This window comes from Nonomuraea sp. NPDC049421 (assembly GCF_040677005.1).
GTDB classification, from domain to species: domain Bacteria; phylum Actinomycetota; class Actinomycetes; order Streptosporangiales; family Streptosporangiaceae; genus Nonomuraea; species Nonomuraea salmonea.
Map to the genome: position 1 here is coordinate 265,070 of NZ_JBFAQA010000001.1, position 20,478 is coordinate 285,547.

The following is a 20,478-nucleotide window of genomic DNA, read 5'->3' on the forward strand; positions in this document are numbered from 1 at the left end:
GTGCACACCGACTGCCGGGGGGAAATGTGCAGATTCAGAACTCCGACACCGGCGAAGCCGACGTGATCAAGGACGAGGCCGCCGCGCGCTCCGGCATGCCCGCACGCCGCAGGGGCATCCAGGGCCGGCTCGACGGCATCAGGGCCACCCGCACCGGCGCGCTCACGCTGAAGATCGTGGTCGGCATCATCGGGGTGGTCATGGTGGTGGGCGGCCTGATCATGGTGCCGTTCCCCGGGCCTGGCTGGCTGGTCGTGTTCGCGGGGCTGGCGGTGCTGTCGACGGAGTTCCACTGGGCGCGCAAGCTGCTGGAGTTCGGCAAGCGCACGCTGCACGCCTGGACGGAGTGGTACAAGCGGCAGGGCTGGACCGTCCGCATCCTCGTGCTCATCGTCACCCTGGCCGCCGCCGGGGCGATCGTCTACGCCGGGCTGCGCACGCTCGGCATCGACGTCATCGAGATCGGCCTGAACTTCGTCCAGACCCGATAGGCATCGCTCGGGAAGTCCGGCGATCGGCTGCATAGTCTGCGGGGCGTGATCGCTCACCTCGCCGCCGCCCTGTCCTTATTCGTACCCGCCGCTCCCGCGGTGACCGCCGCCGGTCTGCCCCTGCCCGGCACGGGCGGCATGACGTACCAGGAACGGAAGGGCGATCCCGTCCGCCTGTCGGCCTACGGGCTCGGCACCAAGCGCACCTACCTGCGATCGGCCACCGGCAACTCCTTCACCTGGGAGAAGAGCCTGTCGGAGGTGTCGGTGTCACCGGGCGGCACGCTGACGGCCGGGGTGCCGGTGGCGTACCGATCCGGCTACGACGCGCTGCAGGTCACCGACCGCGCCACCGGACGAACCACCACCATCCGCACCGTCAAGAAGCCCATGACGGCCTCCTACGCCTCCTGGTCCCGCGACGCCAAGCGGGTCGCGCTGACCGTCGAGCAGAAGATGGGCGGCGCCTGGCAGGTGCTCGGCTTCACGGTCGTCGACGTGGCCGCCAAGCGGGCCCGCACGGTCCGCATCGCCGGGCTCAGCCGCAAGGCGGGCTTCTGGTGGAGCCCCGACGGCAATCTGGTCTCCAGGCATGGCGCCGGCCTGCGCGTCTATCGGCCGTCGGACGGGAAGGTGCTGCGCACGCTCGCCGGCGCCGGCCTGCCCACCGGCCCCGAGGACGCGTACTCGCCGTCGGGCCGGCGGCTGGCCACCTGGTGCCCGGCCCGCTTCAAGGAGCAGCTCTGCCTGGTCGACCCGGCCACCGGCGCGATCGCGCGCCGGGTGGCGGCCCGTCCTGAGGCGGTCTTCGGCTGGTGGGACGAGAGCCACCTCATCGCCGTCACCGCGCACGGGCGCGCCTACCGGCTGGCGGTCATCGACTTCAGCGGCAGGGTGACGCGGGTGCTGGCCGGTGTGCCCGCCGCGACGTGGGGCTCGGACCTGTGGCTCTCCTTCGCGCGTACGAGGGCGAAGGCGTCGTAGGAGGGGCGGGTCAGAGGTAGAGGCCGGTGCCGTGGTCGGTCTCCTGGGTGGCCACCGCGTGCAGGTCGCGCTCGCGCATCACCAGATAGGTCTGGGCGTGCACCTCGACCTCGAACTGGTCCTCGGGGTTGAACAGCACCTTGTCGCCGACCTTGACCGAGCGCACGTTCGTGCCGACGCCGCAGACCTCGCCCCAGGCCAGGCGGTTGGCCATCTTGACCGTCGCGGGGATGACGATCCCGGAGCCGCTGCGCCGCTCCTCGGCCTCCTGCTCCAACCTGATCATCACCCGGTCGTGCAGCATCTGAATCTCGAACTTGGGCTCTACCACAGGCTCAAGTTTACGAGCAGGCGGACGCGCCGGACTCCAGGACGGTTCGTCGCCCACCCGTGAGAAGGTGTGCTCCATGCACGACGTGGAAGCCCGGGTCCTCGATGCCATCGACGCGCCCGAGACCGTGAACCTGCTGGCCGAGACCGTCAAGGTCCCCAGCGTGACCGGCACAGACGCCGAGTCCGAGCTGCAGCACCACTTCGCCCGCCTGCTCACCGAGGCCGGCATGGACGTGGACGTCTGGAAGCTCGACCTGCCCGACCTGACCAGCCGCCCCGGCTTCCCCGGCACCGAGGCGCCGCGGAGCGAGGGGTACGGCGTGGTCGCCGTCACCTCCGGCGGCGAGGGCCCGCCCGCCCTCGCCCTCCAGGGCCACGTGGACGTGGTGCCGACCGGCGACCTCGCCAAGTGGGCGGGCAGCGACCCGTTCGCCGCCCGCATCACCGGCGACGTGCTGCACGGCAGGGGCGCCTGCGACATGAAGGCCGGCCTGGTCGCGAACCTGGCGGTGGCCCGCGCCGTGCACCGCGCCGGCATCCGGCTGGCCAGGCCGCTGGCCGTGCACTGCGTGATCAGCGAGGAGGACGGCGGGCTGGGCGCGTTCGCCACCCTGGCCAGGGGGCACACCGCCGAGGCCGCGGTGATCAGCGAGCCCACCTCGGGGGCGGTCATCACCGCGAACGCGGGCGCGCTGACGTTCCGGCTGGAGATCGCCGGGCGGGCCGCCCACGGCGCCACCAGGAACGAGGGGGTCAACGCGATCGAGGCGTTCTGGCCGGTGTTCGCCGCGATCAGGCGGCTGGAGGCCGAGCGCAACCGCGACGTGCCCGAGCTGTTCGCCGGGAACGCGCTGCCGTACCCGATCGAGGTCGGGACGGTCCGCGCCGGCGACTGGGCCAGCACCGTGCCCGACCTGCTGATCGCCGAAGGACGTCTCGGGGTGCGGCTGGACGAGGACCCGGCGCGGGCGCGGGCGGCCTTCGAGGAGGCGGTCGCCGACGTCGCCGACCCCTGGCTGCGGGCCAACCCGCCGGTCGTCACGTGGCCGGGCGGGCAGTTCGCCAGCGGGCGGCTGCCGGCCGGGCACGAGCTGCTTGCGCAGGTGCGCGACGCGGTGACCGCCACGACGGGCGCGACGCCGGCCGAGACGGCGGCGCCGTACGGGAGCGACCTGCGCCTGTACACGGCGGGCGGCATCCCGACCCTGCACTACGGCCCTGGCGACGTCCGGTTCGCGCACGCCCCCAGGGAGCAGGTGCGGCTGAGCGAGCTGCGCGACGTCACCCGCGCGCTGGCCCTGCTCGCGGTCCGCCGCTGCGCCGCCTACTGAGCCGCTTACTGAGCCGCCTGCTGACCAGGCCCGGGGCGGCCACGCCGCCCCGGCCACCACCGTCGAAGCCGCCGACCAGGCGGAGGCGGCGACGCCGCGATCAAGGCGGCGCGGCGGTCAGGCAGGCGGTCAGGCGGTGGCGGCGACGCGGCGGCGGGACTCGGGGACGATGAGCGGGGTGCCAGACTGCGGGTCCTGGATGATCTCGCAGCGCAGGTCGAACACCTCCCGCACCAGCTCGGACGTGACGATCTCGGCCGGATCGCCCGAAGCGACGACCTCGCCGCCGCACATCACGATCAGGTGCGTGGCGTACCGGCACGCCTGGTTGAGGTCGTGCAGCACGGCCACCATGGTCCGCCCGGCCTCGTGCAGGTCGGCGCAGAGGTCGAGCACCTCGATCTGGTGGGAGATGTCCAGGAACGTGGTCGGCTCGTCCAGCAGCAGGATCGGCGTCTCCTGCGCCAGCGCCATGGCCAGCCACACCCGCTGCCGCTGCCCACCCGACAGCTCGTCCACGATCCGGTCGGCCAGCCCGGCCACGTCGGTGGCGCGCATGGCCTCCGTCACCGCCGCCTCGTCGGCCTTCGACCACTGCCGCATCAGCTTCTGGTGCGGGTAGCGGCCACGGGCCACCAGGTCGGCCACGGTGATGCCGTCCGGCACGATCGAGCTCTGCGGCAGCAGGCCGAGCCGCCGCGCCACCTCCTTCGACGGCAGCGAGGTGATCACGCTGCCGTCCAGGTGCACGGCGCCGGACTTCGGCTTCAGCATCCGCGCGAGCGCCCGCAGCAGGGTGGACTTGCCGCACGCGTTCGGGCCGATGATCACGGTGAAGGACGCGTCGGGGATCGCCACGCTGAGGTCGGAGGCCACGACGCGCTGGTCGTAGGCGAGGGTGAGGCCGGTGCCGGACAGGCGGGAGGAGACCATCAGTGGCGGTCCTTTCGCAGAAGCAGGACGAGGTACGTGCCGCCGATCGCGGCGGTCAGCACGCCGACGGGAAGCTGAGTGGGGGCGAGCAGCCGCTGCGCGGCCAGGTCGGCGGCGATCAGCAGCACGGCGCCCATCAGCGCCGACGCCGCCAGGGTGACGCCGGGGGAGCGGGTGAGCCGCCGGGTGAGCTGCGGCGCGGCCAGCGCGACGAACACGACGGGCCCGGCGGCGGCCGTGGCCACCCCGGCCAGCAGCACCCCGGCCGCGATGGCCGCCGCGCGGACGACCTCGACCCTGATGCCCATGGCCTTGGCCGCGTCGTCGCCCATCTCGATCATGCGCATCGGCCGCGCGATGGCCGCGCACACCGGCAGCAGCACGACCAGCGCGAGCGCGACGGGCCCCGCGTGGTCCCAGCCGCGCCCGCTCAGGCTGCCGGTGAGCCAGGCGCCCGCGGTGGCCGCGTCGTTGATGTTGGCCCTGGTCAGGATGTACGAGTTGACGGCCAGCAGCAGCGCGTTGGCCCCGATGCCGACCAGGACGAGCCGGTAGCCGGCCACGCCGCCCCGGTAGGCCAGCGCGTACACCAGGGCCGCGGTCACCACGCAGCCGAGCAGCGCGCCGCCGGCGATCATGACGGCGGAGCCGCCGGCGACGACGGCGATGATGCCGCCCGTGGAGGCCCCCGCGGTGAAGCCGATGAAGTCGGGGCTGCCGAGCGGGTTCCTCGTCAGGCTCTGGAAGATGGCCCCGCTCAGTCCGAACGCGGCCCCGACCAGCAGCCCGGTCACCACGCGCGGGGCGCGCAGCTTGCTCACGATCAGCTCGGCGACCGGCGTGCCCTGGCCGAAGAGGGCGTCGATGATGTCGGGCGCCGGCACGGTGAACTCGCCGGTGGACAGCGCGGCCACGCTCACGGCGAAGCCGGCGAGGACGAGGATCGCGGTGACGAGCAGGGCGCGCGGCGCGAGCCGTACGGACCAGGGTCCGACGCGGACGTTCACAGCGCCGCCACCCGCCTCCGCCTGGCCATCAGGATGAAGATCGGCGCCCCGATCACCGCCCACACGATGCCCACCTGCACCTCTCCAGGACGGGCGATGAGCCGCCCGACCACGTCGGCGCCGAGCAGCAGCACGGGCGCGGCCAGCGCCGAGTACGGCAGCACCCACCGCTGGTCGGGCCCCACCGCGGCGCGCACCGCGTGCGGCACGATGAGCCCGACGAACCACAGCGGCCCCGCGGCGGCGGTGGCCGCGCCGCACAGCAGCGTGACGGCGACGCCGGTGAGTAGCCGCGTGCGGTTGACCGCGACGCCGAGCGCCTTGCCCGCGTCGTCGCCGAGCGCCAGCATGTTGAGCGGCCTGGCCAGCAGCAGCCCCATCACCAGCCCGGCGGCCATGAACGGCGCCAGCCGCACCAGCGTGTCGGCCGTCTGCCCGGCCAGGGAGCCGGTCAGCCAGAACCGCATGCGGTCGAAGGTCTGCGAGTCCATGCGCAGGATGGCCGAGGCGACCGCGGTGCACACCATGCCGAAGGCGACGCCGGCCAGGGCCAGGCGTACCGGGCTCGATCCCGAGCGGCCCGACGCGGCGAGCGCGTAGACGACGAACGAGGCCAGGGCGGCGCCGCCGAAGGCGAACCAGACGTACACGGTGGGGTCGCCGAGCCCGAACACGCCGATCGCCAGCGTGACGCCCAGCGCGGCGCCCTCGTTGATGCCCAGCAGGCCGGGGTCGGCGAGCGGGTTGCGGGTCAGGCTCTGCATGAGCGCGCCGGCCAGCCCGAGCGTGGCGCCGACGCCGAGGCCCAGCAGCGTACGGGGGACGCGCAGCTCGCGGATGACCGTGTGGTCGCTGGAGCCGTCGGGCGCCAGGAACGCGTCGATCACCGTGCCGAACGACACCGACCGCGCGCCCAGCGCCACGCTGGCCAGCGCGACCAGCACCAGAACGGCGAACGTGACCACCAGCCCGACGACCAGCACGGACGGGCGCCCGCCGGCCCTCCCCCCGGCCCTCCCCTCGGCGGTCCCGCTCACGGCCACCTGGGCCGTGTCCTCTGCCGGGCGCACCCGACCCCCTCTCGTCGTACGTCAAACTTAGGCAAGGCTAATCTAATGGTCCAGCAAGCAAGCAAGGCCAGGCAACCTTAGGAGATGCACATGTCGGGACCGGTACTGCCTCGCAGGGGCTTCCTCGCGGGCGCGGCGGGACTCGCGGCGGCCCTGACACTGGCGGCGTGCGGCGACGGCGGAGGCGAGGCGGCACCGGCCGGGTCGCCCGCCGGGTCGCCTGCCGGGTCGGGCGCGCCGTCCGCGCAGGGCTGGACGTTCACCGACGACCGTGACAAGAAGCTCGACCTGCCCAAGGTCCCCACGAGGATCGTCGCGCAGGTCGGCGCCGCTGCCGCGCTGTGGGACTTCGGCGTGCGCCCGATCGGCGTCTTCGGCCCCCACAAGCTCGCCGACGGCGGCAAGGACCCGCAGGTGGGCAACGTCGACATCACCAAGGTCACCGGCCTCGGCAACGTGTGGGACGAGTTCAACGTCGAGCAGTACATCGCGCTGCAGCCCGACCTCCTGGTCAGCAGCATGTACGTCAAGGGCACCCTCTGGTACGTGCCCGAGAAGTCGAAGGACACCATCGAGCAGGTCGCCCCGACCGTCGGCGTCATGCTCACCGGCAAGAGCGCGACCGAGGTCATCGGCACGTACGAGCGGCTCGCCCAGTCGCTCGGCGCCGACCTGGCGGGCGTGCCGGAGGCCAAGGCCCGGATGGAGGCGGCCACCGCGAAGCTGGCCGAGTTCAAGGACCTCAAGGTCCTCATGGTGTCGGGCGGCGCCGACGCGTTCTGGATCGTCAACCCGCCCGAGTACCCCGACATCGTGCACCTGACCAGCGCCGGCCTCGACGTCGTCAAGCCGGACAAGGTGGACGACGGCGGCTTCTTCCAGACGCTGAGCTGGGAGAACGCCGACACCTACGACGCCGACGTGATCCTCTACGACACCCGCACGCAGGCGCTCAAGCCCGAGGAGATGATGAAGAAGCCCACCTTCGCCAAGCTCTCCGCGGTCGAGGCGGGCCAGCTCTACCCGTGGAACGCCGAGGCGCCCTTCAGCTACCAGGGCTACGCCGACTTCCTGGAGGGCCTGGTGGCCGACCTGGCGAAGGCGAAGCCGCTGAAGTAGCGGGGATCAGTAGGCCCCCCGCACCTCGACGATCTCGGCGAGCGGGAACTCCAGGTAGTCGCCCGCCTCCTCGCACCAGGCGTCGAGCGCGCCGCCCTTGAGCTCGCCGTGGCTGATCGTGGCGGTCAGCCCGTCGGCGAGCGTGATGCCGGCCCGCACGCCGCGATCGACCACGAACCCGAGCAGCGACTGCTGCGCGGTCGGCAGCCGGGTGGCCATGCGGCCGATGATGGCCCAGGTGCGGCCGTTCCTGTCGTCCTCGGGCCGGCCGGCGGCGAGCAGCCTGCGGGCATGCTCGTACGGGTCGGGCGCGGGCTCGGCCAGCATGTAGGGGGGCGTCTCGGTGATGCCGGGGAAGTCGGACAGCTCGGCCACCTGCCCGCCGGGCAGCAGGATGAGCTTGCCGCCCGCCGGCTCCTCCGGGCGCGCCCGGTGGATGGTGATCTCCCCGGTGTCGGAGACCGGCACGGGGGAGTAGCCGACCTCGCGCAGCGCCGACAGCGTGCGGTCGGCGGGCGCCCTGCTCACCAGCACCGTGGGCGCGAGCAGCCGCAGCCCTAGCCGGCCGAGGCGCCGGTGCGCGGCGATCTCGGCGAGCAGCGCGGTGTCGGTGGCCTGGATGACGCAGCCGACCGTGGTGACCGTCACCTCGCCGTGGCGCCGCGCCGTGTCGCGGACCAGGTATTCGAGCGGCTGCGGGATCGTGCCGACCGCGGCCAGCTCGTCGAGCAGCGTGTCGGCCTCGTAGCCCTGATCGAGGGCGCGGCGTACGCTCTCGGTGGTGAAGCGCCACACCGAGGCCGCGCCGCGTGACTCGCGCTCGGCGGTGCGGTCGAGCAGCGCCGCGAGCTCGGCCGAGGGCGGGCCGGTGACGACGGCGGTCAGGTCGGGGCCGAACAGCGCGCTCCTGCGGACGCTGGCCAGCGCGCGGGTGGCGGCCTCGGCCAGCATGGGGTCGTGCTCGACCATGGGGACGGCGTCGTCGTTCTCGTCGCCGGGCCGCGCGGTGAGCCCGGCCAGCGCCCTGCCGAGGTCGGTCAGCGCGTTGTTGGCCAGCAGCCCGAGCAGGCGGGCCTCGTCGAGCACGGCGGGCGCGCACGAGCGCAGCAGCCGCACGTCGAGCAGCGGCGCGTGCCAGTGGACGCCCGCGATGAGGCTGTCGCGGTCGGCGAACGCGGTGCCGGCGGGCAGGCCGGCCAGCACCGACAGCACGGCTCTGCGGATCTCGGCCAGCGTGCCGCCGATGGGGTCGTCGCCGAGCACGGTGCCGTACTTGCCGTCGATCTTGCGCAGGGAGGACCGCTCCATGCGCCACCAGGCGGCCAGCAGCACCCGCAGCCGGGCCGAGCCCTCGTCGAGCCGCCAGCGGTCGAAGCGCTCGGTGGGGATCATGCCGCCGGACGGCTCGTCCCAGGCCAGCAGCCTGGCCACGGCGCAGATCTCCAGCAGCAGGCGGGTCTCGTCCTCGTCGCAGCCGGTCTCCTTGGCCACCCTGCGGACCTCGCGCACGCCGACGCCGCCGGTCTTGAGCAGCGGCAGCGGCGTCTTGGAGGTGTTGTCGAGCAGCGCCGCGCAGCGCTCGACGACGTGCGGCGCGGCCAGCGTCATGAGGTGGTCGACCTCTTCTGGATCGACCGGGATGGTGGCGATCTCGGGGGCTTCGGGCCGGTAGGGCGGGTGGTAGCCGGGGCCGCGCAGCGTGATCGCCACCTCGCGGGGGATCTCGGCGACGTGCCAGCTCGGGCGGAAGAGCAGGCCGTGGTCGGCGCACCACTTCTCGGGCGTGCCGGGGGTGACGAACGTGCCGCCGTCGACGTCGAGTGCGGGGCCGTCCCAGGCGAAGCGGTCGAGCAGCGGGACGGTGCCGGTGGGGGCGCCGGCGATGATCGTGCGCAGGCGCTCGGCGTCGCTCAGCGTCTCGATGACGCGGGCGATCGCGCGGCGCTTGTTGCCCTGGGCGGGCAGGCCGAGCGAGCGGGCGAGCGCGTGGAGCGCGTCGTTGCTGATCGACCAGGAGTTGAGGTAGTGCTCAAGCGGCTCGCCCAGGCTGAGCGGGGCGGACCAGTAGCGGGTGACGCCCTCGGCGAAGTGGATGACGCCGTCGTCGCCCGGCCAGGCCAGGGCGTGGTCGTAGAGGTGTTCGAGCCAGGGGGTGACGTCTTCCGCGCCCCTGTTGAGGAAGCGCGCCAGCGAGTCGGGGGTGGGGCGGGTCATGGCCAGGGCGGCCTCGGCGAGCTGCAGGCAGGGCAGCGGCAGCCGGCGCAGGGTCTCCATCACGGCGAAACCGTTGCCCAGGCGCTGGGCGAGGGTGTCGAGGCGCCGGGGCCAGGGCGCGGCGATGGCGTCGGGCCTGTTCGCAAGGATGCGCCCAAGCCCGTCCTCGTCCAGTGTTCGTAGCCAGCCGAGCAGGTGATCTTCCATCTGTCAGCACTCTCATGGGGTCGCGCGCGGGACTCACCGTGAGCCATGACCATCCACGGTAATGCAGATCACCCCCGGTCAGGAGAGGACTGCCCAGACGATCTTTCCGTGGGGCGCGAGTGCGGACCAGCCCCAGCGGAGGCTGAGCGATTCGACGATGTGGAGTCCGAGGCCGCCGGTGTCAAGGGGGCCAGGGTATCGCAGCACCGGCACCGTGGAGCCTGGATCGGTGAAGGCGCAGGTGACGAGGGGACCGCGGCGGACGAGTGACATGTGGACCGTGCGCTGCCTGCGCGGGTCGTCGAGGCACAGGCCGTGGCGCAGGGCGTTGGTGGCGAGCTCGGAGACCACCAGTTCCATGTTCTCGGCCGGCTCGTTCAGGCCCCAGCCGGCCAGGGTGCCGGCGGTGAGGCTGCGGGCGGAGTGGACCGAGGACGCCTCGGGCGGGAGCACGTACGTGGCGCTGGCCGACGGGCCTGGGACCAGGAGATCGCGAGCCGCCTCAGGCCACCAGCCGATCGGGGGCCACCAATCGAACGTGGTCCACTGGTCGTGCGCCGTGGTGGATTGCACGTGATCATTCTGCGACAAACTCTCGTGCAGGTGCAAGAGCGAATGCACGTGCAGACAACTCGTGCACGCGCTACGGTTTCCCTCAAAAGGTCAATATGGGGGAAAGGGGATCTTGTCCGCGGCCATGATCTTTCGGCCGTGAAGTGACACACTTGTGGCAAGGAAACGACCAAGGAGCAAGCACGTGTCCATTGATCCGCCCGGGACCGGTTCGACCGTTCGGCGCATCATGCTGGGGGCGAGCCTCAGGCGTCTCCGTGAGCGCAGCGGGCTCGACCGGGCACAGGCCGGATTCCACATCCGGGCGTCCGAGTCCAAGATCAGCCGCATGGAGCTCGGCCGCGTCGGCTTCAAGACACGTGACGTGGAAGACCTGCTCACCCTGTACGGCGTCGTCGACGATGCCGAACGCCGTGCCCTGCTGGAGATGGTGCGCGAGGCCAACACCCCCGGGTGGTGGCACAAGTACTCGGCCGTGCTGCCGACGTGGTTCACCACGTACATCGGCCTGGAGGAGGCCGCGAGCGTGATCCGCACCTATGAGGTGCAGTTCGTGCCCGGTCTGCTGCAGACGGCCGCTTATGCGCGTTCTGTTTATCAGCTGGGCAACCCCGATGCGACCCCCGAGAGTATCGAGCGGCGCGTGCACATGCGCATGCAGCGCCAGGAGCGCTTCACCCGGAAGGACGGGCCCAAGCTGTGGGCCGTCATCGACGAGGCGGCGCTCAAGCGGACCATCGGCGGGCGGGAGGTCATGTCCGAGCAGCTCCAGCATCTGCTGGAAGTCGCCGCCCTTCCCAACATCACCATCCAGGTGATGCCCTTCAGGTTCGGCAAGCACGCCGCTGAAGGGGGCGCGTTCAGCATCTTGCGGTTTCCCGAGTCCGACCTGTCGGACGTTGTCTACGTCGAGCAGCTCTGGGGTGCCCTGTACCTGGACAAGCGTGAGGACGTCGACCCGTACCTCACGGCCATGGAGCAGTTGTGCGTGGAGAGCACCACGCCAGGAGGCACCGTCGAGCTCATCGGCGGTCTTCTCAGAAAGATGTAGATGAACCAGACCTACAACGGCATGCCTGCGGCCGACCTGACCGAGGTCGCCTGGCGCAAGAGCCGCTACAGCAACTCGCAGGGCAACTGCGTCGAGCTCGCGGAGCTCCCGGACGGGGGCATCGCGGTGCGCAACTCGCGCTTCCCCGACGGGCCTGCCCTGATCTATACCCGTGACGAGATCCGGGCTCTGGTGCTCGGGGCGAAGGACGGAGAGTTCGACGGCCTGCTGGTGTAACACCGTGTTAACCCCCGGCGCGTCCGCTTAACGGCGGCGCGCCGGGGGTGTAACCGCCCGGCCTCCTCCTCCGGCGAGGATCGGGGTCATGCTCGACCAGATGACCCTGTATCCGATCGCCGACGACGTGCTGTTCGCACCCGGCGGCAAGGTCGTGATCCGCACTTATGGTGTCGCGCCCGCGGCCGGCGGGGCCACCACGACGACCCCGGCCAGCGTCTCCTACCGCACGTGGGTGACCGGCCTCAGGGACCAGCCGCGCTACTGGCACTGGGGGCATTTCGAGGACGCCGCCTCCGGGCATCGCAAGGTCCTCGAATGGCTCACCGGGCGCGGCCCGCAGCCTTCCCAGGCACTCGTCTGATCGCTATCCTCTAAGCCAAGCAATCGCTTGGTAGAGGAGGCGCCGTGCGGCGCGCGATCCACCTTATCGAGGAGGTCGACTTCCGGCCGATGAACTCCAGGCGGCCGCTCGACTACCTCACCTGGCTGACCCGCTACAAGCGCGAGGACGAGAGCCGCACCGCGCCCACGCTCACCTCCGGCATGTCCATCAGGTCCCGTGAGATCGACCTGGTGGGCGCCTTCTACGCGGTCGGCATCACCGGCCACCCGCAGTTCAAGGCCGTCACGCTGTGGGACTGCCACGGCGGCTGGGACGGCGGGTGGCGGCAGATGATGGAGATCTACCAGGGCGTCGACGCCCGGCTGTTCCTGTCCGACATCGACGACCTGCGCTTCTCCGCCTTCTCCCGGCCGCTCGGCGCCGTGCCGGGCTGCCCGCCGCTGTCCGCGGCGCCCGCCGCCGAGCTCTACCTCTTCGAGAGCGCCCGCGTACGCCCCGGCGCCGCCCTCGACTACCTGCACGCCGTACGCACCGAACGCGCCCCGCTGCTCGCCGAGCACGGCCACACCCTGGCCGGCCTGTACGAGGTGCTGTTCTGCGACACCGAGGCGGTCACCCTCTGGGCCGTCTCCCTCGACGACCACCTGGCCACGCAGCGCGCCCGCGACGCCGCGCTCGGCCTCGACGACGAGGCGCCGCCCGACCCGCGGCTGCTCGCGTGGGCAAAACGCGCCCGCGACTATCTCGAAGGCCCCTGGCGTGAGACGCTGCTCGCACCGTTCCCCGGCTGCCGCCTGGCTCCGGGGCACCCGCCGGGTTAGCGTCGGCTGCGGAGGTGGCCATGACGGACTCGTACCTCTTCGACGGGCAGCGCCCCGACGACCACGTCGCCTCGTGCCCCGACTGCACCGCGGCGATCGCGCTGCTCGATCATCCCGAGGCCGCCGCCGAACCGCCGCCCAGGCTGCGCGAGGCCGTGCTGTCCGGGGCGCGCCGCCGCCGCACCCCGGCCGCGATGGGCGTGGCCACCGTCGCCGTCCCGTACGCCGAGCAGGTCGCGCTCATGGACGACCTGCTGGCCGAGCTGAGCCCGGCCCAGTGGGAGGCGCCGGTCCCCAAGCACGGCACGGTCAGGGGCATGGTCGAGCACCTGACGGCCAACGACGCGACCGTGGCCAGGTTCATGGGCGTCCCGGGAGCCCCCGCGCGGACCGCGCACCGGCGCTGGCGCGAGCAGGCGGGCTCGCTGCTGTCGCGCGTGTCGGCGGGCAGCGAGGTGCTGCTCGGCGTGGAGGTGGCGCTGGCGGGCGCGCGGCCGGCCCGCGCGCCGCTGCGCCAGGCCATGATCCAGCGCACGTTCGAGACCTGGACGCACGCCGACGACATCAGGGCCGCCACCGACCGGGCCAGAGCGGCGCCGAAGCCCGAGCACGTGCACATGGTCGCCGAATTCGGGCTGGCGCTGCTGCCGCGCGCGCTGCGCGGGCCGCGCCGCGACGTCTCGGCCACCATCGTGCTCACCGGGCCGGGCGGCGGCACCTGGACGATCCCGCTCTCGCCCGCCTCCGACCACGTCGCCGTGCTCATCTCGGCCGACGCCGCCGGCTTCTGCCGGCTGCTGGGCAACCGGTGGCCGCCCGGCGCCTTCCCGTACGCCGCCGAGGGCGACCCCGCGCTCGCCCGTGACCTGATCGCCGCCGCCGCGACCCTGGGATGCGACTGATGAGCGACATCAACCTGTGCGCGCGCCTGACCGCCGGCGACCTCGACGCGCTGGCCGACGCCTACGACCGCCACGGCCCGTACGTGTACGGCGTCGCGGTCAAGGTCACCGGCAGCCCGGCGCACGCGGAGAAGGTGACGCAGAGCGTGTTCGTCGCCCTCTGGGAGCAGCCGCTGTCGTACGACCCGGCGCTCGGGCCGTTACGCGGCTGGCTGGTGAGCAGGGCGCTGCACGAGTCGGCCCTGCGCGCGAAGGTCGGTTAGCTCACAGGGGCGTTCCAGGCCAGCAGCACCGGCTCGGCGTGCTCGTACCCGAGCCGCGAGTACGTGCCGGTGTCGAGCTTGAGCAGCCGCCCCTCCTCGGGCGCGAGTCCCAGCCAGCGGGCGGCCAGCACGCGCAAAAAGTGGCCGTGCGCCACCAGCGCCACCCGCCCGTCCACCGCGCGGGCACGCTCGATCACCCGGTCGGCACGCACCGCCACCTCGGAGGCGCTCTCGCCGGGATGGTCGGCGTCGCCGGGGATCACGCCGTCACGCCACAGGTACCAGCCGGGCCGCGTCTCGCGGATCTGCGGCGTGGTGATGCCCTCATAGCCGCCGTAGTCCCACTCCCACAGGTCGGGGTCCACCTCGTACCCGCTCAGCCCGGCCAGCTCGGCCGTGCGTATCGCACGCTGGGCGGGGGACACCAGCACCAGCTGGAAAGGCTCCTTGACCAGCGGCGCCAGCGCCCTGGCCTGCACCTCGCCGTGCTCCGTCAAAGGCAGGTCCGTACGGCCGGTGTGCCTGCCCGCCTTGCTCCACTCGGTCTCTCCGTGCCGGAGCAGCAGCATCTCGTTCATGGTCCCCATCATCCGGCACGGCCCCGGGCCGCCCGCCGTCAGGTGCCCGCCAGTTCCTCGGCGACGGGCTCGAAAGCGGGCAGATCGCGCTCGTGGTGCAGTACGAAGTAGGACAGGTCCTGCTCGTCCCGCCAGTGGCGGAGCCGGTCCGCGATGTCGTGCCGGGTGCCGAGCAGGAGCTGCGGGGTGCCCTCCAGCGGTGCCGTGCGCGCGGCGCTCCACGACTCGTCGGCCTTGAGCTCGCCCACCGCCATCACGCTCGTGCCCAGCTCCAGGCGGGGGTAGCGGTCACCGGCCGCCTCCTTGACGACGGCCAGCCTGGCTTCTAGCGCGGCTCGGCCGCCGTCGCGTACGTCGGGGCCGCTCCCATCGGGCAGCACCCGCAGCGTGAGGTTGACGACGTCGGCCTCCCGGGCGGCCAGGCGGATCATCCTCGCGCCGCCCGCGCCGATCACCAGCGGCGGGCGGGGCCGCTGCACGGGCTTGGGGCGCTGGTCGAGGCCGGTGACGCGGTAGTGCCGCCCGTCGAAGCTGAACGGGCCGTCGCCCCAGAGCCCCTTGAGCACGTGCAGCGCCTCGCGCAGCCGCTCGACCCGTACGCCGGGCGGCTCCAGCCGCAGCCCCGCGCCCGCGTAGTCGGCGGCCATCCAGCCGGTGCCGATCCCCACCTCAAGGCGCCCGCCCGACAGCACGTCCAGCGTGGCGGCCTCCTTGGCGAGCACGGCGGGATGCCGGAAGTCGTTGGCGAACACCAGCGTGCCGACCCGCAGCCGCCCGGTGGCGCACGCGGCCGCCGTCAGGGCCGCGACGGGCGCGAACCTGTCGCCGGTGAGGTGGTCCGGCACCAGCAGCACGTCGAACCCGGCGCCCTCCAGCCGCCTGGCCTTCTCCGCCCACGCGCGCCCCGACTCCGCCTGCCTGACCACCGCGCCGAACCTGAACCGCCGCATGGCCGTGAGTCTAACCGGAGGTCTTACCAAGCGCTTGCTCTGGTGCGAGACTGTGTCCATGGAGATCCCGGTACGGGAGGCGACCGCCGCCGAGGCGGGCTTCTTCGCCGCGCACGGCTGGGTCAGGCTGAGCCGGCTGATCGGCCCCGCCACCGCCGCCGCACTGCGCGAGCGAGCCCTGAGCCACCTGCGCGAGCGGTCCAGAGAGCACCGCGGCCCGGTGGACGCGGCGTTCGGGCAGTCCAGGGACGTCGCCGCGACCGACGAGGCGTTCGCCGCCCTCGCCCTGCACCCCCGGATGGGACGCAACGCCGTCCGGCTGCTGCACGGCGTGCGGGCCGTCCGCGTGCAGGTCACCAACCTGCTCGTCAAGGAGGCGGGCGAGCACGGCGCCACCGAGTTCCACCAGGACTTCCCCTGGATGCCGATGGACCGCTCGGCCATGCTCACCGTCTGGCTCGCCCTCGCCGACGTTCCCGCCGACATGGGCGCGCTGCGCTTCTACGCGGGGTCGCACCGCCACGGGCTGCTCGGCCGCAGCTTCACCCGCCCGGATGACGACCAGCTCACCCAGCACCCCTGGCTGAAGGAGCTGGAGCTGTCGCCGCCGCTCGACCTCAAGGCCGGCGACGCGACCGTGCACCACGCGCTGACCGTGCACGGCGCGCCCGCCAACCGCCACGACCGCCCCCGCCTGTCCTTCACCGTCACCTACTTCGACGCCGACGCCCTCTACACCGGCCTGCCCTACGCCCAGACCGACGGGCTCGGCCTCCAGGTCAACCGGCCGTTCGAGCACGAGAGGTTCCCGTGCCTGAAACCGTGACGGGCCCGGTCGCCGAGCTCGGGGCGACGCTCATGCACGAGCACGTCTTCGGGCTCAGCCCTGAGATCCTGTGGAACTGGCCGGACATCCCCGAGGGCTGGGACCTGGAGACGCGCGCCCGCGAGGCCGCCGCCAAGCTCGACGCGCTCAAGGCGGCCGGCATCGACACCGTCGTCGACCTGACCGTGGTCGGACTCGGCAGGTACGTCCCCGCCGTCCAGCGGGTGGCCGAGCTGACCTCGGTCACCATCGTGGCCGCCACCGGGCTCTACACCTATGACGCGCTGCCGCCGTACTTCGGCAACCGCGGGCCGGGCTCGCTGTTCGGCGGGCCCGACCGGCTGGCCGAGTTCTTCGTCCGCGACCTCACCGAGGGCATCGGCCGCACCGGCGTCAAGGCGGCCATGCTCAAGTGCGCCTCCGACCGGCAGGGCATGACGGACGGCTGCCGGCGGGTGTTCAGGGCGGTCGCCGAGGCCCACCTGGCCACCGGGGCGCCCATCACCACCCACTCGAACAGCGCCTCCAAGGGCGGGCTGGAGCAGCAGAAGCTGCTCGCCTCGCTGGGCGTGGACCCCGGCCGGGTGGTCATCGGCCACGCCGGCGACTCCACCGACCTCGCCTACCTGGAGGAACTGGTGGCGAACGGGTCCTACCTCGGCATGGACAGGTTCGGGATCGACACGATCTGCCCGTTCGACGACCGGGTGGCGGTCGTGGCCGCGATGTGCGAGCGCGGCCACGCCGGCCGCATGGTGCTCGGCCACGACTCCTACTGCTTCAACGACCGCTTCGACGCCGCCGTCGTACGCCGCCGCCACCCCCGCTACCACCTGCTCCACATCTCCCAGGACGTGCTGCCCGCGCTGCGCGCCAGGGGCGTCACCGAGGAGCAGATCCACCAGATGCTCGTCGGCAACCCCCGGAGGATCTTCGGATGACCGAGCACGCGACCCTGGGCGACTTCGACGTGAGCGCCGCCTGGCACGTGGCCGGCCCGTACCCGTTCCTGGCCAGGCTGCGCAGGGAGGCGCCGGTGTTCCGCAGCGCGCGGCTGGGGGCGTACGTGCTGACCAGGTACGCCGACGTGCGCGCCGCGTACGGCGACCCGCGCCGCTTCTCCTCCAAGGGCTCGCTGACGATCTCCCGCAGCCTCACCCAGGAGACCCGCGACAAGCTGGGCGAGCACGGCTCGTTCCTGTCGAGCTTCGTGGCCAACGTGGACCCGCCCGACCACACCCGCCTGCGCAGGTCGGTGTCGCGGGCGTTCACGCCGCGCGCGGTGGCCGCGCTGGAGCAGGAGTTCCGGCGGCTGAACGAGGACCTGCTCGACCGGCTCGCCCCGCGCGGTCGGGCCGACTTCGTCACCGAGATCGGGCACGAGCCGTCGGTCAAGCTGACCGCCCGCTTCATCGGCGTGCCGGAGGAGGACGAGGCGTTCGTGCAGGAGCACGTCAAGGACTGGTTCCAGCTCTTCCTGTCGCCGCAGCCGCCGCAGCGGCAACTTGAGCTGGCCGCGAGCTTCCTCGACTACCTCGCGTACGTGGACCGCCTGGTGGCCGAGCGCGCCGCGCGCCCGCGCGACGACTTCACGTCCCTGATGACCGCGCTCATCGGCGCCGAGCTGACCCACCGCGAGGTGGTCGAGCTGATCTCGACGATCCTGCTCGGGGGCAACGACACCGTGCCGAACCAGCTCGGCAACACCGTGCTGCGGCTGCTCAGGGAGGGCCGCTGGCCGGTGCCTGAGCCGCTGCTGGCGGGCGCGTCGGAGGAGTGCATGCGCATCGACGGGGCGTCGCTGGGGTCGTTCAGGTACGCGGCGGAGGACGTCGTCCTGCACGGCGTGACGATCCCGGCGGGCTCGCTCGTGCTGCTGTCCACCGACTCGGCGGGACACGACGAGAGCGTCTTTCCCGAGCCGGAGCGGTTCGTGATCGACCGGCCCAACGCGGCCGAGCATCTCGTGTTCGGCTACGGCATCCACTTCTGCGTGGGCGCGGCGCTGGGCCGGCTGCAGCTGCGCACGGCGCTGGAGGTGCTCGGGCGGCGCCTGCCCGGCCTGCGGCTGGTTCCCGGGCAGGAGATCGCGTACCGCAGGTCGCTCGTGGGCCGCGGGCTGACGGCCCTGCTCGTGGAGTGGTGATCTTCTCCTCTATGGTGGGAAATATCCTGATTTCCTGAGGAGGACGTGCATGGAGCCGGTGGCGGTCGGACTGATCGGGGCGGGACCCTGGGCGCGCATGGCGCACGCGCCCATGCTGGCCGAGAGCCCGCACACGCGGCTGGCCGGCGTCTGGGCCCGCCGCCCCGAAGCCGCCGCCGAGCTGGGCGCGCCGGTGTTCGAGCGGGTCGAGGAGCTGTTCGAGCACTGCGAGGCCGTCGCGTTCTGCGTCCCGCCCGCGGTCCAGGCCGAGTACGCCGTCCGCGCCGCCCGCGCCGGCAAGGCCCTGCTGCTGGAGAAGCCGCTCGCCGACTCGCTCGACGCCGCCCAGCGCGTCGCGGAGGCCGTCGCCGAGTCCGGCGTCGCCTCCCAGATGGTCTTCACCATGCGCTACACCGCCGCCACCCGCGCCTTCCTGGCCCGCTGCGCCGAGGTCGAGCCGTTCGGCGGGCACGCCGCCAACATCTCCGGCGCGCTGCTCGGCGACCACCCCTTCGCCACCCCCTGGCGGCTGGAGCGCGGCGCCCTGCTCGACGTGGGACCGCACGTGATCGACGTGCTCGACGCCGCGCTCGGCCCCGTCACCGCCGTGCGCGCGCACGGCCACCCGCTGCGCTGGATCGGCCTGCTGCTGGAGCACGAGGGCGGCGCGGTCAGCGAGGCGTCGCTGAGCATGGCAGCGGGCGGCGACGTGCCGCCGTCCACCATCGCCGTGTACGGCCGCACCGGCAACGCGGTCCTGCCGCCCCGCGACGGGGACGACGACCACTTCGCCAGGGTCGCCGAGGAGTTCGCCGCCACCGTCCGCAAGGGCGGCGGTCACCCCCTGGACGCCGCGCACGGGCTGCGCATCCAGCGGATCATCGCCGAGGCGGAGGCCCAACTCGCCCCTTGACGCGGCGGGCGTATGAGGGATTGATAGCGTTTGCCCGACGCGCAGAGCGCAGCGAAGTCCGGTGAGAGTCCGGCGCTGTCCCGCAACTGTCATAGCCAGGTCGCCTGCCTCCGCGCCGACGCACATCAACCCTCGTGGAAAAGGGTGATCCGTCACTAGCAGCGGGTCTCTCGGTTCCAACAGTGTGAAAGGACTACTCGTGAGGCCCGTACGCACGGCCTTCGCGGGCGCGCTGCTGGGAACGCTCGTCCTGGCCGGTTGCGGCCAGACCGGCACCACAGCCGGCCCCGGCGCAGCCCCCACCACCTCAGCGACCGCCGCCCCCTCCGCCGCCCCCTCCGCCGCCGGCTTCCCCGTCACCGTCGAAGCGGCCAACGGCAAGGTCACCATCCCCAAGCGGCCCGAGCGCATCGTCTCGCTCTCGGCCACCCACACCGAGACCCTCTACGCCATCGGCGCGGGCTCCCAGGTCGTCGCCGTGGACGACCGCTCCAACTTCCCGCCTGAGGCCCCCAAGACCGACCTGTCGGGCTTCAAGCCGAACGTCGAGGCCATCGTCGCCCAGAAGCCCGACCTCGTCATCCTGTCCGACGACCTCGACGACGTCGTCTCCGAGCTGGGCAAGGTGAACGTGCCCGTGCTCCACCAGCCCGCCGCCACCGGGCTGGACGAGGCGTACGAGGAGATCTCCGAGCTGGGCGCCGCCACCGGCCACCAGGACGAGGCCGACAAGCTCGTCACCGGCATGAAGACCGCCATCGACGACCTCGCCGCCAAGGCGCCCAAGGACACGAAGCTTACCTACTACCACGAGCTCGACCAGACACCCTACGCCGTCACGTCCAAGACGTTCATCGGGCAGATCTACGGCCTGTTCGGGCTCACCAACATCGCCGACGAGGCGCCCGACACGGCCGGCGGCTACCCCAAGCTGTCCGCCGAGTTCGTCGCCCAGGCCGACCCCGACCTGATCTTCCTCGCCGACGTCAAGTGCTGTCAGCAGAACAAGGACGCGCTGGCCGCCCGGCCCGGCTGGAAGAACCTGTCCGCCATCAAGGAGGACAGGGTGACCGAGCTCGACGACGACATCGCCTCCCGGTGGGGGCCCCGCGTGGTCGACCTGGCCAGGACCATCGGCGAGGCCGTCACCAAGGCCTCGGCGAAGACCGACGGCACGGGCTGA

The 20,478-nt window shown here is 72.5% G+C and carries 23 protein-coding genes and 1 riboswitch; of the genes, 15 read left to right on the plus strand and 8 right to left on the minus strand.

The window, feature by feature from the left end; genetic code table 11:
* The first annotated feature begins 26 nt into the window (after positions 1 to 26).
* Both AB0K18_RS01165 and AB0K18_RS01170 read left to right on the plus strand, forming a co-directional pair.
* On the plus strand, positions 27 to 491 hold the full coding sequence (locus AB0K18_RS01165; protein WP_364908095.1) for a TIGR02611 family protein: 465 nt from the start codon (positions 27 to 29) through the stop codon (positions 489 to 491).
* 45 nt (positions 492 to 536) lie between these two features.
* Positions 537 to 1,475 carry a hypothetical protein gene (locus tag AB0K18_RS01170; protein WP_364908098.1) on the plus strand — a complete coding sequence of 313 codons (939 nt, stop codon included), beginning with the start codon at positions 537 to 539 and terminating at the stop codon, positions 1,473 to 1,475.
* Between the two features lie 10 nt (positions 1,476 to 1,485).
* Here the strand turns inward: AB0K18_RS01170 and AB0K18_RS01175 are convergent, their stop codons facing one another.
* Positions 1,486 to 1,806, minus strand: a complete 321-nt coding sequence (locus tag AB0K18_RS01175) for a co-chaperone GroES (protein ID WP_345400594.1) — start codon at positions 1,804 to 1,806, stop codon at positions 1,486 to 1,488.
* 76 nt (positions 1,807 to 1,882) lie between these two features.
* Between AB0K18_RS01175 and AB0K18_RS01180 the strand changes: the two genes are divergently transcribed.
* On the plus strand, positions 1,883 to 3,139 hold the full coding sequence (locus tag AB0K18_RS01180; protein ID WP_364908100.1) for an ArgE/DapE family deacylase: 1,257 nt from the start codon (positions 1,883 to 1,885) through the stop codon (positions 3,137 to 3,139).
* Between the two features lie 129 nt (positions 3,140 to 3,268).
* On the opposite strand, the gene AB0K18_RS01185 is transcribed toward AB0K18_RS01180, so the two are convergent.
* Genes AB0K18_RS01185 through AB0K18_RS01195 form a run of 3 tightly spaced genes read right to left on the minus strand, consistent with a single transcriptional unit; the run spans position 3,269 to position 6,149 of the window.
* The gene (locus tag AB0K18_RS01185; RefSeq protein WP_364908103.1) at positions 3,269 to 4,072 is read right to left on the minus strand and encodes an ABC transporter ATP-binding protein; all 804 of its coding nucleotides are present in this window, start codon (positions 4,070 to 4,072) and stop codon (positions 3,269 to 3,271) included.
* Entirely contained in the window at positions 4,072 to 5,079 is a 1,008-nt protein-coding gene (locus AB0K18_RS01190; protein WP_364908106.1) for an iron chelate uptake ABC transporter family permease subunit, read from the minus strand. The genes AB0K18_RS01185 and AB0K18_RS01190 overlap by 1 nt, the downstream gene beginning before the upstream one ends.
* Positions 5,076 to 6,149 carry an iron chelate uptake ABC transporter family permease subunit gene (locus AB0K18_RS01195; RefSeq protein WP_364908109.1) on the minus strand — a complete coding sequence of 358 codons (1,074 nt, stop codon included), beginning with the start codon at positions 6,147 to 6,149 and terminating at the stop codon, positions 5,076 to 5,078. The genes AB0K18_RS01190 and AB0K18_RS01195 overlap by 4 nt, the downstream gene beginning before the upstream one ends.
* Before the next feature lie 90 nt (positions 6,150 to 6,239).
* Here AB0K18_RS01195 and AB0K18_RS01200 point away from each other — a divergent pair, with 90 nt between their 5' ends.
* Positions 6,240 to 7,268 (plus strand): ABC transporter substrate-binding protein, encoded by a 1,029-nt coding sequence (locus AB0K18_RS01200; protein ID WP_364908111.1) that lies wholly within the window; start codon positions 6,240 to 6,242, stop codon positions 7,266 to 7,268.
* Between the two features lie 6 nt (positions 7,269 to 7,274).
* On the opposite strand, the gene AB0K18_RS01205 is transcribed toward AB0K18_RS01200, so the two are convergent.
* Both AB0K18_RS01205 and AB0K18_RS01210 read right to left on the minus strand, forming a co-directional pair.
* The gene (locus tag AB0K18_RS01205; RefSeq protein WP_364908113.1) at positions 7,275 to 9,689 is read right to left on the minus strand and encodes a helicase-associated domain-containing protein; all 2,415 of its coding nucleotides are present in this window, start codon (positions 9,687 to 9,689) and stop codon (positions 7,275 to 7,277) included.
* A 78-nt stretch (positions 9,690 to 9,767) separates the two neighbouring features.
* Entirely contained in the window at positions 9,768 to 10,262 is a 495-nt protein-coding gene (locus AB0K18_RS01210) for an ATP-binding protein (RefSeq protein ID WP_364908114.1), read from the minus strand.
* A gap of 229 nt (positions 10,263 to 10,491) precedes the next feature.
* Here AB0K18_RS01210 and AB0K18_RS01215 point away from each other — a divergent pair, with 229 nt between their 5' ends.
* From AB0K18_RS01215 to AB0K18_RS01240, 6 genes are all read left to right on the plus strand, one after another.
* Positions 10,492 to 11,313 carry a helix-turn-helix transcriptional regulator gene (locus AB0K18_RS01215; protein WP_364383510.1) on the plus strand — a complete coding sequence of 274 codons (822 nt, stop codon included), beginning with the start codon at positions 10,492 to 10,494 and terminating at the stop codon, positions 11,311 to 11,313.
* Positions 11,314 to 11,550, plus strand: a complete 237-nt coding sequence (locus AB0K18_RS01220; RefSeq protein WP_364908116.1) for a DUF397 domain-containing protein — start codon at positions 11,314 to 11,316, stop codon at positions 11,548 to 11,550.
* An 88-nt stretch (positions 11,551 to 11,638) separates the two neighbouring features.
* Entirely contained in the window at positions 11,639 to 11,914 is a 276-nt protein-coding gene (locus AB0K18_RS01225; protein WP_364908118.1) for a hypothetical protein, read from the plus strand.
* A 44-nt stretch (positions 11,915 to 11,958) separates the two neighbouring features.
* Positions 11,959 to 12,717 (plus strand): hypothetical protein, encoded by a 759-nt coding sequence (locus tag AB0K18_RS01230; RefSeq protein WP_364908121.1) that lies wholly within the window; start codon positions 11,959 to 11,961, stop codon positions 12,715 to 12,717.
* Positions 12,718 to 12,737: 20 nt separating this feature from the next.
* Positions 12,738 to 13,619, plus strand: a complete 882-nt coding sequence (locus tag AB0K18_RS01235; RefSeq protein WP_364908124.1) for a maleylpyruvate isomerase family mycothiol-dependent enzyme — start codon at positions 12,738 to 12,740, stop codon at positions 13,617 to 13,619.
* Positions 13,619 to 13,882 carry a sigma factor gene (locus AB0K18_RS01240; protein ID WP_364908127.1) on the plus strand — a complete coding sequence of 88 codons (264 nt, stop codon included), beginning with the start codon at positions 13,619 to 13,621 and terminating at the stop codon, positions 13,880 to 13,882. Before AB0K18_RS01235 ends, AB0K18_RS01240 begins: the two co-directional genes overlap by 1 nt.
* Here the strand turns inward: AB0K18_RS01240 and AB0K18_RS01245 are convergent.
* Positions 13,879 to 14,460 (minus strand): histidine phosphatase family protein, encoded by a 582-nt coding sequence (locus AB0K18_RS01245; RefSeq protein ID WP_364908130.1) that lies wholly within the window; start codon positions 14,458 to 14,460, stop codon positions 13,879 to 13,881. The genes AB0K18_RS01240 and AB0K18_RS01245 overlap by 4 nt on opposite strands.
* 38 nt (positions 14,461 to 14,498) lie before the next feature.
* Positions 14,499 to 15,410 (minus strand): TIGR03621 family F420-dependent LLM class oxidoreductase, encoded by a 912-nt coding sequence (locus AB0K18_RS01250; RefSeq protein ID WP_364908132.1) that lies wholly within the window; start codon positions 15,408 to 15,410, stop codon positions 14,499 to 14,501.
* A gap of 58 nt (positions 15,411 to 15,468) precedes the next feature.
* Here AB0K18_RS01250 and AB0K18_RS01255 point away from each other — a divergent pair, with 58 nt between their 5' ends.
* The 5 genes from AB0K18_RS01255 to AB0K18_RS01275 all read left to right on the plus strand — a co-directional run bounded on the left by AB0K18_RS01255 (position 15,469) and on the right by AB0K18_RS01275 (position 20,478).
* The gene (locus AB0K18_RS01255; RefSeq protein ID WP_364908134.1) at positions 15,469 to 16,236 is read left to right on the plus strand and encodes a phytanoyl-CoA dioxygenase family protein; all 768 of its coding nucleotides are present in this window, start codon (positions 15,469 to 15,471) and stop codon (positions 16,234 to 16,236) included.
* A complete protein-coding gene (locus tag AB0K18_RS01260) occupies positions 16,221 to 17,177 on the plus strand; it encodes a phosphotriesterase-related protein (RefSeq protein WP_364908137.1) in 957 nt (318 codons plus the stop codon). Before AB0K18_RS01255 ends, AB0K18_RS01260 begins: the two co-directional genes overlap by 16 nt.
* Positions 17,174 to 18,382, plus strand: coding sequence for a cytochrome P450 (locus AB0K18_RS01265; protein ID WP_364908140.1), 1,209 nt, complete (start codon positions 17,174 to 17,176; stop codon positions 18,380 to 18,382). Before AB0K18_RS01260 ends, AB0K18_RS01265 begins: the two co-directional genes overlap by 4 nt.
* A gap of 49 nt (positions 18,383 to 18,431) precedes the next feature.
* Complete coding sequence (locus AB0K18_RS01270) at positions 18,432 to 19,295, plus strand: Gfo/Idh/MocA family oxidoreductase (protein WP_364908143.1); 864 nt, start codon at positions 18,432 to 18,434, stop codon at positions 19,293 to 19,295.
* 7 nt (positions 19,296 to 19,302) lie between these two features.
* Positions 19,303 to 19,422: riboswitch (cobalamin riboswitch) on the plus strand.
* 72 nt (positions 19,423 to 19,494) lie between these two features.
* On the plus strand, positions 19,495 to 20,478 hold the full coding sequence (locus tag AB0K18_RS01275) for an ABC transporter substrate-binding protein (protein ID WP_364908146.1): 984 nt from the start codon (positions 19,495 to 19,497) through the stop codon (positions 20,476 to 20,478).